Below are 12,668 nucleotides of genomic sequence, written 5' to 3' on the forward strand. Positions count from 1 at the left end.
CTATAAGTGCTGCTAATAAGGTATCTTTAATATCCGAGCCAAACAAGCTGACTAATCTTTTCTTTTCTTTTAATGGTTTTTCTAATTCATTTAGCCTGTATAATCTTGATGTTTTGTATCCAACCCCTATCAAGTCTCCCACTATTGGTATTCCTGTGTTTCTTACTACACTAAAAGCCGTTGGAATTGCACAAATGCTAATCTTAGCTAGTTCCCCTATAAAAGAGCTCCCTGTAAATTGTATAAAGTTATTTAGTGCATTCATAACCGCTTCTGGTGTATAGTAATACATTAAGTAACTTGCACTTAAAGCAATACCCGTTAGGAGGAAAATCAAAGCATAAAAGTTGACCCCGGCTTTTGACAAAAACAGCGAGAGCACGGGAAGTGTACCGCCAAAAAGCGCACAAACGTAAAGCAGTTTTTTGAATCCCCTGCGCTGTAAGTAACTTCCCCAGAAAAAGCCAGCAACGAGTATGCCAATCATTTGAAGAAAGAGAAAGTTGCCAACGTTTTCACCGCTAAGGCCATAAGTTTTCTTTGCTAAAAGTACGTAAAAAGGAATGAGGATAAGGCCAAAACCTGTTAGGTTTGAAAACATGATGTAGTTACGCAAATTACTGTCTTTTTTCAAAGTTGCCGGAATACTTTTCAATATTTTCCAAAAACCTGGATAGGAAATTATTTTCACGGGTGGCTCATGAATTAACCAAAAACCTAAAGAACCAATGGCCAAAGAAATTGCAGCTACAAAAAACATTACGGAATAGTTATTCGGATAAGGAACTTTACTTACAATCATTCTAGCGAGAAAACCTCCACCAAATGAAAGTAGGCTGCCGACAATTTGTCTGAAAGCCATAAATTTTCTTCTGCTTTTTCCAGCAATAGTCTTTCCCAGCAGATCTGTATAACAAATACCCGCGAAAACGCCGCTAAATGAAAAGACAGAAATAACCAGCAAAATCATCACAAGTAGAATTCCGCCTGTTAAACTGCTTTTCAACATAAAGCCCATAAACGCCAGGGCAAGAACCCTAAGATAAATACCCAACAACAAAAATGGTTTCTTTCTGGGGCGCGACATGAGAAGTCCTGCAAATATTATTTGCACAAGCAATGGAATTCCTGTTGTAATAGCTGTGATTAATCCGATTGAAAAACTATTCCCACCGGCTTTTAATACGAGAGATGGTAATACAGTGTTTACTTCCACAAAAGCCATTGTCAAAGCAAGAAAAGATGCGTGCCATACAAAGGCAATAAAATGCCTTTTTTCCTTTCTCATATTTCACCTCAATCAGGCTTTCATTTGGCATATATAGATATTATTACGTGAAAAATCTGTAATTACCTATATTATAATGATTTTTTCCTGCTCAAAATTGAGAGTAAGGTTACAAAGGTTATATATATGCTTATATCATATAAGAGCCACGCTGGAAAATTGCAAATAAAATGCAGGATGCCTGAAGTATTAAAGGCATCCTGCATTCTTATAATAGCAAATTAACGGAGTTTCATAATGGCTGATTCCGCTGCCAGTACCAATGGATATGTAGTAGGTGCAGAAGTCAGTAATGGGTGTGTTCCTATTTGCATGGTAACAAGATCATTTGCAGTAATACCCATCTGCAAGCCAAGCCCGAGGATATTTATCATTTCTCCGACACTCTTTCCGCCTGCAATCTGTGCACCTAGTAAGAGCCCACTTTCTTTGGAGAAAACCAGCTTTACATAGAGTGGGCTTTTGTCAGGGAGTGTACCTGGGTGCCTATCGACTGATTTTGCTTCACCAATAACGCATTCAAATCCTTCTGCACAAGTAGTCCTTTCTGTCATACCAGCTGCACCGAGAGTAAGTCCTTCTATTGAAGTAGAGAAAACACCGAGGTTTCCGTGATTTTCGCGTACGACCTTAAGATGATAAAGGTTTGCACCGGCTACTCTCGCATCAAAGACCGCGGTAGAAGCGAGCATTAATCTGCTTGGTTTCCTTGTGAAGAAATCTTTGTGTTCCGCACAATCACCAACCGCAAACACATCTCTTACGCTGGTTCTCATGTATTCGTCAACCCATATAGCTCCACTATAACCCAGGTGGATACCGAGATTTTGGACAAGACCGGTATTTGGTTTGTAACCGATTGCAAAAATAACCATATCAGCTGTCAGATTCGAACCATCTTCGAATTCAACTCCGGTAACGCTCTCATTGCCAAGGATTTTGGAAACACGAAGGTTCGTTTTGATGGTTGCTCCGTGCTCCGTGAGCTTCTCTTCAGCTATCTTTCCAAATTCTTCGTCAAAGGCTGCTGGCAAAAGATGAGGCATTGCTTCAATAATTGTAACTTCCTTTCCCATCTTTCTAATTTCATCGCCCACCTCAATACCAATGAAACCGCCACCAACAATTATCACTCTTTTCGCATTTTTTGCGAAGTTAAATACTTCTTCCATGTATTCCTTGTTCTTGGCAACGGTAAACACACCCTTGAGTTCTTTGCCTTCAATTGGCGGGAGAACAGGCCTTGAACCTGTAGCAAAAACGAGTTTTTCATATTCAATGCTATCTCCAGATTTGAGAAGCACTGTTTTTCTTTCAAAATCGACAGCTGTAACTTCGTCGATAACAAATTCAACACCAAGCTTTTCAGCTGGTTTGATCCCCATGATATTCGCATCTACTGAGTTAAGTGTCCCAAAAATATAAGGAATTCCACAGGGGACCAATCCCGTTTCCTCTTTTCTGACAACAGCCACTGTTTTTTCAGGGTAAGTTTTTTTGGCGGTAGTTGCAGTGATTATACCTGCAGGGCCACCGCCAATAATCAGAATTTCTTTTTTCATCTTTTTTCCCTCCTCTGGATATAGCGGTAAAACACTTTTCCGTGATAGCTGCATTTTTCGATGTTATATTTTTCACTTGCGAGAGAGAAAAATTTCTCCAGTGCTTGCTCATTAAATTCGGAAAGCAGAAATTCTTTTATGTCATCTTTTGACATAGGGTGACGCTTAATGATTTCAATAACCGCTTTTATTGCATCGCTTTCCGAAGATAGAAAGTTACTAACAGGCAAATTCTCAATGCTGGTCGCGCCAAGCAGTTTACGCGCATAATCTATCCGGGATTTTTCAGGTATCTCTACTCCTTTTTCTGCTGGGGGCCTCACTGGTACGTTGATATATACTCTCTCTGGTGAAATCGTCTCAATTCGTTCTTTTAGAAAATTCAAAGCTTCTATAGAATCATTATAATCCTTAACAAGCATAACTTCCAGCCAGATTTCTCCATTGAATTCCCGGGAAAAATCGACGATACCTTTAAGAACTTCTTTATAGCTCAGCTTTCCAAAGGGTCTGTTTATTTTTCTAAAACTCGCCTCATCCCAGGCATCTAAAGTGGGCATGACAATATCGAATCCACTGACTTCTTTTCTGACAGAGGTGTTATAGAGCAAAGAACCGTTGGTTATCAAAACCAAAGGTTTATGTGTCAATTTCCTAATGCCTTCGACAATTTTGTCCAGGGGTGTGTATAATGTTGGCTCACCTTCACCCACAATAGTTACTACATCAAAACTTTTCTCACCGTATTTTTTTATAAAGTTTTCAGCTTCATTTAGTATTTCCTCCGGTGAATAAAAAGTGTATCTCGAATTTGTCATTCTGGTTGTTTTGCCAAGTTGACAGTAGATACAAGAATAATTACAGGTCTTGAATGGAATGGGGCATATTCCAAGAGACCTGCCAAGCCTTCTTGAGGGAACAACACCGTAAACGTGTTTCATATTTTAAAAACCGCGGCCTCTGCCCCGGCCCCTTCCCTGACCTCTACCAGTACCACGGCCTATTCCACGTCCCATACCACGTCCAACTCCCCGACCTTTGAGGAGAGGGTTTTCAGAATTAGGGCGTATTGCATTTTTGGGACATGCCTCAAAACATTTTCCGCATCTGGTACAAAGATTGTTGTCTATATATGCTTTCCCATTGCGCATGGTTATTGCCCCTTCAACAGGACAGGCTTTTATACAAAGCTCACATCCAGTACAATCGCTTTCTCTAACCCACGGCATCTCTCTTCCTCCTTTTTAATGGAAAGATGGACCAGGTTTTTCCATTTCTGTTGCGGTACCATCAATCACATTTTTTATATTTTCTTCGGCTGTACCTTCCTTAGCAAGATAAACTTTGATACCTGTTTGGTTGATCGCGGTAAAGGCATTTTGGCCAAGGCTTTTAGCTATTAAAATGTCAACCCCATTTTTAGCAAGCGCCTCAACCATCATTGGTCCGGCACCGTGCGCTTGTGCTGCTATGTCTTCAAGAAACTTTGTTGTTTTGTTTTCCATATCGTATATCAGAATAAAAGCAGCTCTTGCAAATCGATCGTCAACTTCTGAAGAAAGTGATTTTTCTTTAACTGGAATAGCGATTTTCATTTCTTTCTCCTCCTTTAATTAATAATTATGAAATTTTTCTTTTGGTTCATAGGAAAAACTTTCAAGATTTCCAGAAAGATAAGCATCAACAATATCTCTAACAGTTCCGGTAGCTCCTCTGACAACATGAATTCCAAAATTTTCAAAGAATGCTATTGCACGATTTCCTATGCCTCGCGTAATCAAAACTGTTGCTCCCTTTTCGTGAATATAGCCTGGTATTTCTCCAGGTCCATGACTTTCAAAAGGATTTTTCTCCACCGTTGCACCGAGTACTGTATTACCATCGAGTTCAACAAAGGCAAAGTATGGTGCGTGTCCAAAATGTTCCGAAATTTCAGCGTCAAAGCCGTTATCACTCATCACAGGTATCGCTAACTTCATGGTTTACACCTCCTATGATTTTCAGTAGTTTATAATAGATTTTCTTGATTGCCTTTGCAGCAGGTGAATCTCCGCTTTTTACAACAGGTTCTGCTCTGATGGCTGAATTTCTTACTTCCGGATCAAAGGGAATTTTCCCGAGTATTTCTATTTTCTCCTTATTGCACCAGTTCACTATTTCATCTGCTTTGACGGTATTTAAGTCGAATTTGTTGATAACAATACCAAACTTTCTCATGAAATGTCTTGTAGTTTCGACAATACGTTGAAGATCATGCATTCCAGAAATTGTTGGCTCTGCCACAATGATAACGTAATTAACTCCTGTAATTGACGAAGATGCCGCACAACCAATACCAGGGGCACCATCAATAATTACATAATCGCGCTTTTCCTGTTCAGCAACTTTTAATGCGAGCTTTCTCACTTCTGCAATAAGACCTCCAGAGGTTTCTTCGCCAGGAGTTAGAAGAGCATGAGATAAAGAGAGCTCAGCTGCTTTGGACAAGAAATAGTCTCCTGATTTACTCTCTTTCAGAGTGATCGCTCCTTCGGGACAGGTTAACACACAGGCATTACAACCTTCACACGCATAAGGATCGACTTTGTAAGGAGTTCCTGGAATAATTGCGCTAAATCGACATGTATTCATACATATTCCACACGCAGTACAGCGATCATCAATTTCTGCTTTTTTTCCACCAAAGTATTCATGAGTCTCTAAGAGCTTGGGTTCCATTAGCAAATGAAGATTCGGGGCATCCACATCACAATCCGCCATAACATGGTTTTCAAAAAGAAAAGACAATGAACCGGAAAGTGTTGTTTTTCCAGTGCCGCCTTTACCACTGACTACAGCTATTTGTTTCATGCTATCACCCCGACAATCTTTTCATAAAGCTTTTCAAAGCGTTCAAACCATTCTTTTTTCATCTCAGCAAACAAAAAGCCTTTGGAATAAGCGGTCGCAATCTCTCTATCAAAAGGAATCTTTTCAAGTATAGGTATGTTTTTTGAAGAAGCGAACTCTTCGATCATTGTGTAATCATCGGAAGCTCTGTTTATTACTATCCCCATAGGTATGTTCATTTCTTTGACAACTTCAACTGCGAGTTTCAAATCATGAAGCCCAAAAGGGGTTGCTTCAGTTACCATAAGAGCATAATCCATACCACGGAGTGTTTCCACGACAGGGCAAGAAGTGCCCGGAGGAGCATCAACAATAACAGTCCTACTTTCATCGATGAATTTCTTTAACTCTCTAATCACTCTTACACCTGAAGGTTCCCCGATGTTTAGGAGCCCAGTACCGAAAGTTAGTTTTTCATGTATTATGCCAGTCTTTACTACGCCAATCTGCTTATTTACTTCATAAATAGCCTTTGTAGGGCAAGCTATGCTGCACGCTCCGCACCCATGACAAAGGTTGTCGAAAACAAGAACACCGGTACTGAAAACCGATATGGCACCAAACTGACAGGCTTTGGCACATTCTCCGCATAAAATGCATTTCTCTTTGTTAACACGCGGAAGAAGTATTTCTACATCAGTTTCACCAGTATATTTGACATGAAAAAAGAGATGAGAATTTGGCTCTTCAACATCAGCATCAAGAAGTTGAACAGGTTCTTTTGATGCTGCAACCCACGCGAGATTAGTGGCAACAGTGGTCTTTCCCGTTCCACCTTTTCCGCTCACAACTGCGATTTTCAAAAGATCACCACCTTGTTTGTCTTTGCATTTATGGCTGCTATATTTTTCATAAGAAGCGGGAGCTTCGCTCCCGCATCAGATATTAAGTCTGATTTAAATTACCACCAACCTCGTCCATATCCTCTTCCAAACCATCCGTATCCTCTGCCATAACCCCGTCCATATCCTCTTCCAAACCATCCGTGTCTCCAGGCAAGTCCGGGGCCTCTCGCTCCAAAAAAGCTTCGGCCAGGCCAAAACCAGCGCCTACTGTAACCATAACCATAAGCACCTGTACCGGGTCTGGCACAGTATCCAAGGCCTCTGCCTGTCATTGGGCCTTCACCCATTGGACCAGTTCTGTCAAATCCGGGCATACTGTCACCTCCCTTGATTTTTCAATTCTTCAATTCTTCTATTGACTTCTGTGAGCTCCTGCTCAAGGTATTTTTTCTCTTCCTCTAAATAAGCTTTGTAATCAAGAAGCATTTGTTCCTCTGCAGCAGGGTCTGGTTCATATGGGCCATAACCAAAGCCGGGCTCACCATAAGCATAACCTCCCCAACGTGGTCCGAACCTTCTGCCGCGACCCCAGCCATAACCTGGTCCAAAACCTCTACCATAGCCCGATCCAAATCCTCGACCAAATCCGTAAGGCATTCAGATCACCTCCTGTTCATATATATGCACTTCACATATATTATATGACTTCTCTTTCAGCTTGTCAACTTTGAAATATAGCTTGTGAACATCATAAGTGAATGGATACTTATGATTAAATCTTAAGTTCAATTTAACTCATAACTGTTTTGGTTTTTGTAGCTGTTGAAAACATTTTGTGATGGCTTTTATATAATTTTCATTGTTTTCTAAACAGTTACCCTTTTAAGTATTTTTTTATTTCTTAACCCAAAATACTTTCCCTTTTTATTCAATTCAGTGGCTATAAGAAATATCATTCATTTGCAGGCTAAGGGGGGATATATATGCTTGGGGAACATCTCTATGTGTCTTCAGAGCTTTCTCAAACATCTGGCAAAGAGCTTTCGGTTCTCAAAGTAATTATTGAGGCGCTACCTTATGCTGTTTTTGGAGTTTGCGAAGAAAAAATAGTCGCCGCAAGTGATAGTATGCTAAGAGCCATCGGCGCCGAAGAGTTTGCTGAGATTGAAAACAAGAATTTTAAAGATTTTTTAAGCACACCAATAGAGTTCCCCGAGCGGTGCTATGAACCTTTTGAAGTTGAATTCACCAGTATGAGAGGAACCAGCTTCAAGTGCTCTGTAACAACGGGATTTATGACACTGGGGGGAAGAAATGTTCAATTTGTTTTTATAAGTACTACTGAACCATTTGCTGGAAATATGGCTAACTGGCAAGGCCCCCTTTTTGAAGGGGTAACAGAAAGCCTCATAAAGACTTTGGACACGAAAAGGCTTTGTAAAGCGGTTCATCACTATGTGAAGAAAATATCTGGTTGTGAATCAACATTTATTTTTGTAGTTGATTCTAAGTCTCAAGGACTTCATTGTCTTTCTGGATGGATAAAGCAAAAAGAAGTTAATACTGCTCAGATCCCACCGATTTTTCTTTATAAAGAGGAAGGAGAACTTGCATATTCTGTGCGAACGGGTGAAATCGTGTATATTCCAGATTGCAATCTGAGCCTTTGCCTCAGAAAAGATAAAGCGGATACGATAACTGATGGGTTAAAGAAAATGGTTAACGAAGTCATTTCCAATGGAGTTCAAGCACGTTCGATTCTTATTATCCCATTGAGGATAAAAGAATCTACAACAGGAGTTATTTTGACAGCATGCTGTAAGGTCAATGCTATCACACGCACAGCAATTTCCTTTCTCGAGATTTTGTCAAAATATGTCGCATATGCTTTGAATAACTCTCTTTCACATCAAAAAACAAAGATGATTACTTTAAAACTGCAAGAGCTTCTCAAAGATGAAAAGATGCACGCTGATAATTACCAGCAGTCGATCGTAAACCTTGCTGAAATAACCTCTTCTTTTGTAGAAAAGAAAGACCCTTATACCATAGGTCATCAAAAGCGAGTTGCCAAACTTTCCAAAGAAATTGCAAAAGAGCTCGGTCTCCCATCGACAAAAGTCAGGGCAATAGAGTTTGCTGCGAATATTCATGATATTGGCAAGATAGAAGTTCCGGAGTCGGTGCTTTTGAAATCTGGTAAATTGAATGCGAAAGAATTCAATATTATAAAGCATCACCCGGAAGTTGGTTATACTATCACTCACAGTGTTAATTTTCCCTGGTCTGTGGATCGAACCATACTTCATCACCATGAACGCCTAAATGGTTCTGGTTATCCGGAAGGTCTAAAGGGTAGGAGCATTGAAGAAGAAGCAAGAATCATTGCTGTTGCCGATGTTATGGAAGCAATGACTCATGATAGGCCTTACAGAAAAGCTATGAATTATGACGAAGCACTGAGAGAAATTGAAAAGAAGAGCAATATTCTATATGACAGTGAAGTTGTGAAAACATGCGAAAAGCTTTTTAATGAAGGATTCAAGTTTTAAACACTGCACAATCGATATTAAAGAGGTAAGCGCCATGAGCCTTGACATGCAACATAGGGAATGCTAAAATCTTCCTGATGGGTGCGTAGCTCAGCGGGAGAGCGCTTCCTTCACACGGAAGAGGTCACAGGTTCGATCCCTGTCGCACCCACCAAGAGAAGCCGAAAGGCTTCTTTTTTTATGTTATCATTAGTTTAGCTGAAAGCTTTTATATGGGGGTGCTTTGTGCTTAAAAAGCTGAAAATCGTGGCCATTACATCTTTTGTCATTATACTTGCTGTGTGCTTTTTATTATGGTTTCGAGAATTTCGTAAAACACCTGTTGAAGTTCTTTCGGAATATCAACAATATGTGAAAGATTTTACGGAATCACGTTATGCTTTCAAGTTTACATCTCTTATAAATACCTATGAGTTGAACCTCTCAGGTTATGAAAAAATGAGCAATTTTTTATTGAACGACGTTAAAAAGCTTTTATATAACCCAAAAAAGGTCTCTTCTGTCTTTATCCCATTTTATGCCAACGAACTTGATAAAGTAAATCATGAACTGATCACTCTTTATAATGAAGCTGAACGAAAAGTTTGTGACAGAATATATCTTGAAGGCAATGATGTACTGGAAGCTGAAAACTTGAAGGAAGCTGGAATAAAGCTTTCAGAAGTCGAAAAAGCGATTCAGGATGGATATTATCCCGTTCTTGTCAAAAGCATGGGAAATGGCTATGAGATTGTTTCAGAGCTTAAAACCCCACGTATTTATTTTCTCAAGAAAACTCTTTTTGGCTGGAAAATTGACTGGCTAAAATCCATTGGGGATTTAATTGAAGGAATGGAGCTTTGAATTTCCAAATTGATGAAAACTCAAAGCTCTTTTGGTTACTAAATTCGCTTCATTTCTTGCTGAACTTGATATTATAAGTGGTTGGTATTGGCCAGGTAAAACTGAATTTCAAATTTCGTTTGAAGCTTTTTGAAAGGTTTTTTTGAACATCTGGGGTAAGGATACCCGAGAGATTTTGATAAACTTCCACCTCTGCTGCTTTGATTTTCTCGTCTTTAAATCCTTTTTGCAGGTCTTTTAATAGCCTTTGGTAAACTATTTTCGGCGCTTCTATCAGGCCAATTCCCTTGCAAACAGGACAATTTGAGTAGATTTTTGACCCTATTGCAGCTGTGGAGCGCTTTCGCGTCATTTCAAGAAGTCCCAGCCGGGTGAATCCCATTATATATGAACGTGCCTTGTCTTTCTTAAGTTCCTCGCTTAAGCGCTTGAGTACTTCATTGCGTGCTGTGTCAGACTTCATATCGATGAAGTCTATGACAATGATTCCACCTATATTTCTCAACCTGAGCTGTCTGGCTATTTCAGATGCCGCTTCAAGGTTTGTCTTCAAAGAAGTTTCGGCGACGTCGCTTCCAGTAGTGTCACTCGCGGAATTAACATCTATAACTGTCATTGCTTCTGTTCTATCAATAATGATATTACCGCCACTTTTTAGGTGAACAACCCTGGTGTACAGAACTTTTAACATCTCATAGATTCCTTCGTGAGAAAAGGCATCTTCCTCAACAAATCTCACGATAGGTTTGAATCCCGTTTTAAATTTGCTTATTCCTTGAACTACATCATGCCAGAGATACTCGTTATCCACGACGATTTCTCTTGTATTTTCCGTTAGACGTTCTCTAAGTATATATTCCACAAGGCTCGGTTCTTCGTACAACAATTTTGGTTTTCTACCTCTTTTAAACTGCTGTTCGATTTTTTGCCATAACGTTCTGAGACTCTCCAGCTCTTCCTGAATGGTCTCAGCTGAAACACCGTAAGCAGCTGTTCTGAAAATTACGCCTTCTCCTTCTTCTAAGGATTCTCTGGCGATTTTCATAAGCCTATCCCGTTCATCTTTTTCGATTATCTTCTTAGATATCCCAATGTGTTTAGAGAAAGGTATATAAACGAGGCTTCTTCCTGGGATGCTAACTTTCAAAGTTACCTGAGGCCCTTTGGAGCCAATTGGGTCTTTCTTTACCTGAACCAAAATCTTTTTCCCTTTTTCAAGAGTTTGCTTTCCCTGAGAATCCTTGAAACGGAGGAAAGCGTTTTTACCAATCCCAATGTTTACAAAAGCGGCCTCAAGACTGGGAACGATGCTTTCGACCTTTCCAAGATAAATATTTCCGGTATAACTTTCATTATCCATTTCTTCAAAAAATACTTCTTCAAGGGAACCGCTATCTAAAATCGCTATTCTAACTTCATCTTCAAGAGAACTGAAGATAATTGACTGAGTTCTATTTCTCTTTATCTTTCTTCACCTCCGAAATACTAATGGACCAGGCGTAAAGCCCGGTCCATTAAACTCATTCTGACATTTCAATAAGGCCAACTGAGCCGTTCTTTCTTGCGTATAGGACATTTACTTCGCCACTTTCAGCATTTCTGAAGACAAAAAACGTATGTCCGAGCATTTCCATTTGAAGAAGCGCCTCTTCAAGAGTCATTGGCTTAATGGAGAAGCGTTTCCTTCTGGTTATCATACTACCCTCTTCTTCCGCGTATTCAGATACTGAAATCGAATCGCTTATCTCTCGCACACTTAATTTATGCTTTATAGACTTTCTTTCTTTGAATCTCTTTAAGCGCTTTTCAAAAATATCTGCTAACTTATCGACGGCAAGATAGAAATCAGTGCCCTTTTCTTCAACTCTCACAACAATTCCAGATAAATGTGCTGTTAACTCTAATTTGTACTGCCCTCTTTCCTTTAATATCCTTACATCCATTGAAATGAATCTGTTCTCGTCGAAGATTTTGTTTACTTTGGAGAGTTTCTTTTCAAGATGCTCACGCATTGATTCAGTAACAGTAATTTCCTTTGCGTAGATGTTGAACTTCATAAAACCCCTCCTTTCTGAGGTGTTAAACCCAATAAACACATTATTTAGTCCGTGGGATTGGAAATCTCTTCTTTTGTATAGAGCACCTGGTGATTTATCTGTTGCATTTCACCGGTGGAGATTTTGCGTGCAAGAGTCCGTGGAAACACAGGCATTGAAAGAAGCTCTTCAGGAGAAGCCCATGATATATCCACCAAAATAGGGATACCTGGGTTGTCAGGATCTTTTCCTAATTTTGCTTTTCCGCTTTTGATTTTGCAAAGGAAGAAAAACTCAAGAAGCTTTTCTTGCACAAATTCTTGTGTGTAAACCACTTTTCCTACCTCAACCTTCAAACCTGTTTCTTCAATCATTTCACGCTGAAGGGCCCGAGCTAACGTTTCATCATCGTCTTCTACCCGGCCACCGGGAAAGCACCAGAAGGGAGGTCGGTTGCTATGGGCGTGTTTAACAACCAGGATTCTGCCTTTTTCGATAACCACTCCGCGGACGCTAACATGATGTGTTTTATGGAGCATTCAACCACCTCTAATTAATTATAGCATAGGCTTAGGCAGCAAATATAGCTAAGATAGACCTAAAACTCGAGTTACAAAATCCGAGAGTACGAGAACCGAGAATCCGAGAGCCGAGATCAAGAGCCGAGTTACGATGTTCGAGTTACGGGAGCTCAAAGCCAAAGAACCGAGTTA

Annotated in this window: 15 protein-coding genes and 1 tRNA gene; 3 read left to right on the forward strand and 13 right to left on the reverse strand. The window is 39.9% G+C overall.

Annotation, left to right across the window (positions count from 1 at the left end; translation table 11 throughout):
• The 10 genes from AC3LHT_RS04180 to AC3LHT_RS04225 form a co-directional block, all read right to left on the reverse strand.
• On the reverse strand, positions 1-1,288 hold a 1,288-nt coding region (locus AC3LHT_RS04180; protein ID WP_488662073.1), incomplete at its 3' end, for an MFS transporter.
• Between the two features lie 221 nt (positions 1,289-1,509).
• Positions 1,510-2,850 carry an FAD-dependent oxidoreductase gene (locus AC3LHT_RS04185; protein ID WP_488662074.1) on the reverse strand — a complete coding sequence of 447 codons (1,341 nt, stop codon included), beginning with the start codon at positions 2,848-2,850 and terminating at the stop codon, positions 1,510-1,512.
• The gene (locus tag AC3LHT_RS04190; RefSeq protein ID WP_290647321.1) at positions 2,847-3,791 is read right to left on the reverse strand and encodes a radical SAM protein; all 945 of its coding nucleotides are present in this window, start codon (positions 3,789-3,791) and stop codon (positions 2,847-2,849) included. Before AC3LHT_RS04190 ends, AC3LHT_RS04185 begins: the two co-directional genes overlap by 4 nt.
• Positions 3,792-3,794: 3 nt before the next feature.
• Positions 3,795-4,079: a DUF362 domain-containing protein gene (locus AC3LHT_RS04195; protein WP_290665935.1), complete on the reverse strand. Its 285-nt coding sequence runs from the start codon at positions 4,077-4,079 to the stop codon at positions 3,795-3,797.
• Between the two features lie 15 nt (positions 4,080-4,094).
• Positions 4,095-4,445, reverse strand: a complete 351-nt coding sequence (locus AC3LHT_RS04200) for a NifB/NifX family molybdenum-iron cluster-binding protein (RefSeq protein WP_290647319.1) — start codon at positions 4,443-4,445, stop codon at positions 4,095-4,097.
• A gap of 18 nt (positions 4,446-4,463) precedes the next feature.
• The gene (locus AC3LHT_RS04205) at positions 4,464-4,829 is read right to left on the reverse strand and encodes a NifB/NifX family molybdenum-iron cluster-binding protein (protein WP_290647318.1); all 366 of its coding nucleotides are present in this window, start codon (positions 4,827-4,829) and stop codon (positions 4,464-4,466) included.
• Positions 4,801-5,700 carry an ATP-binding protein gene (locus AC3LHT_RS04210; protein WP_290647317.1) on the reverse strand — a complete coding sequence of 300 codons (900 nt, stop codon included), beginning with the start codon at positions 5,698-5,700 and terminating at the stop codon, positions 4,801-4,803. The genes AC3LHT_RS04205 and AC3LHT_RS04210 overlap by 29 nt, the downstream gene beginning before the upstream one ends.
• Positions 5,697-6,542 (reverse strand): ATP-binding protein, encoded by an 846-nt coding sequence (locus AC3LHT_RS04215; RefSeq protein ID WP_290665938.1) that lies wholly within the window; start codon positions 6,540-6,542, stop codon positions 5,697-5,699. Before AC3LHT_RS04215 ends, AC3LHT_RS04210 begins: the two co-directional genes overlap by 4 nt.
• Before the next feature lie 98 nt (positions 6,543-6,640).
• Positions 6,641-6,898, reverse strand: a complete 258-nt coding sequence (locus tag AC3LHT_RS04220) for a DUF5320 domain-containing protein (protein WP_488662075.1) — start codon at positions 6,896-6,898, stop codon at positions 6,641-6,643.
• A 4-nt stretch (positions 6,899-6,902) separates the two neighbouring features.
• Positions 6,903-7,181, reverse strand: coding sequence for a DUF5320 domain-containing protein (locus tag AC3LHT_RS04225; protein ID WP_488662076.1), 279 nt, complete (start codon positions 7,179-7,181; stop codon positions 6,903-6,905).
• Positions 7,182-7,507: 326 nt separating this feature from the next.
• Between AC3LHT_RS04225 and AC3LHT_RS04230 the strand changes: the two genes are divergently transcribed.
• The 3 genes from AC3LHT_RS04230 (at position 7,508) to AC3LHT_RS04240 (ending at position 9,919) form a co-directional block, all read left to right on the forward strand.
• Entirely contained in the window at positions 7,508-9,076 is a 1,569-nt protein-coding gene (locus tag AC3LHT_RS04230; RefSeq protein ID WP_488662077.1) for an HD domain-containing phosphohydrolase, read from the forward strand.
• A gap of 79 nt (positions 9,077-9,155) precedes the next feature.
• A tRNA-Val gene (locus tag AC3LHT_RS04235) sits at positions 9,156-9,230 on the forward strand.
• Between the two features lie 71 nt (positions 9,231-9,301).
• Positions 9,302-9,919 carry a hypothetical protein gene (locus tag AC3LHT_RS04240; RefSeq protein ID WP_488662078.1) on the forward strand — a complete coding sequence of 206 codons (618 nt, stop codon included), beginning with the start codon at positions 9,302-9,304 and terminating at the stop codon, positions 9,917-9,919.
• A 49-nt stretch (positions 9,920-9,968) separates the two neighbouring features.
• On the opposite strand, the gene AC3LHT_RS04245 is transcribed toward AC3LHT_RS04240, so the two are convergent.
• Genes AC3LHT_RS04245 through AC3LHT_RS04255 form a run of 3 tightly spaced genes read right to left on the reverse strand, consistent with a single transcriptional unit; the run spans position 9,969 to position 12,494 of the window.
• Positions 9,969-11,384, reverse strand: a complete 1,416-nt coding sequence (locus AC3LHT_RS04245) for an Rne/Rng family ribonuclease (protein WP_290665943.1) — start codon at positions 11,382-11,384, stop codon at positions 9,969-9,971.
• Positions 11,385-11,439: 55 nt separating this feature from the next.
• Complete coding sequence (hpf, locus tag AC3LHT_RS04250; RefSeq protein ID WP_290647311.1) at positions 11,440-11,976, reverse strand: ribosome hibernation-promoting factor, HPF/YfiA family; 537 nt, start codon at positions 11,974-11,976, stop codon at positions 11,440-11,442.
• A gap of 44 nt (positions 11,977-12,020) precedes the next feature.
• Positions 12,021-12,494 (reverse strand): NUDIX domain-containing protein, encoded by a 474-nt coding sequence (locus AC3LHT_RS04255; RefSeq protein ID WP_290647310.1) that lies wholly within the window; start codon positions 12,492-12,494, stop codon positions 12,021-12,023.
• Positions 12,495-12,668: the final 174 nt, after the last annotated feature.

Source organism: Kosmotoga sp. (assembly GCF_982836095.1).

Excerpts from the sequence above, each read along its gene's own strand:
- AC3LHT_RS04185 (WP_488662074.1), bottom strand. The coding sequence starts at position 2,850 with ATGAAAAAAGAAATTCTGATTATTGGCGGTGGCCCTGCAGGTATAATC.
- AC3LHT_RS04190 (WP_290647321.1), bottom strand. The coding sequence starts at position 3,791 with ATGAAACACGTTTACGGTGTTGTTCCCTCAAGAAGGCTTGGCAGGTCT.
- AC3LHT_RS04195 (WP_290665935.1), bottom strand. The coding sequence starts at position 4,079 with ATGCCGTGGGTTAGAGAAAGCGATTGTACTGGATGTGAGCTTTGTATA.
- AC3LHT_RS04200 (WP_290647319.1), bottom strand. The coding sequence starts at position 4,445 with ATGAAAATCGCTATTCCAGTTAAAGAAAAATCACTTTCTTCAGAAGTT.
- AC3LHT_RS04205 (WP_290647318.1), bottom strand. The coding sequence starts at position 4,829 with ATGAAGTTAGCGATACCTGTGATGAGTGATAACGGCTTTGACGCTGAA.
- AC3LHT_RS04210 (WP_290647317.1), bottom strand. The coding sequence starts at position 5,700 with ATGAAACAAATAGCTGTAGTCAGTGGTAAAGGCGGCACTGGAAAAACA.
- AC3LHT_RS04220 (WP_488662075.1), bottom strand. The coding sequence starts at position 6,898 with ATGCCCGGATTTGACAGAACTGGTCCAATGGGTGAAGGCCCAATGACA.
- AC3LHT_RS04225 (WP_488662076.1), bottom strand. The coding sequence starts at position 7,181 with ATGCCTTACGGATTTGGTCGAGGATTTGGATCGGGCTATGGTAGAGGT.
- AC3LHT_RS04230 (WP_488662077.1), top strand. The coding sequence starts at position 7,508 with ATGCTTGGGGAACATCTCTATGTGTCTTCAGAGCTTTCTCAAACATCT.
- hpf (WP_290647311.1), bottom strand. The coding sequence starts at position 11,976 with ATGAAGTTCAACATCTACGCAAAGGAAATTACTGTTACTGAATCAATG.
- AC3LHT_RS04255 (WP_290647310.1), bottom strand. The coding sequence starts at position 12,494 with ATGCTCCATAAAACACATCATGTTAGCGTCCGCGGAGTGGTTATCGAA.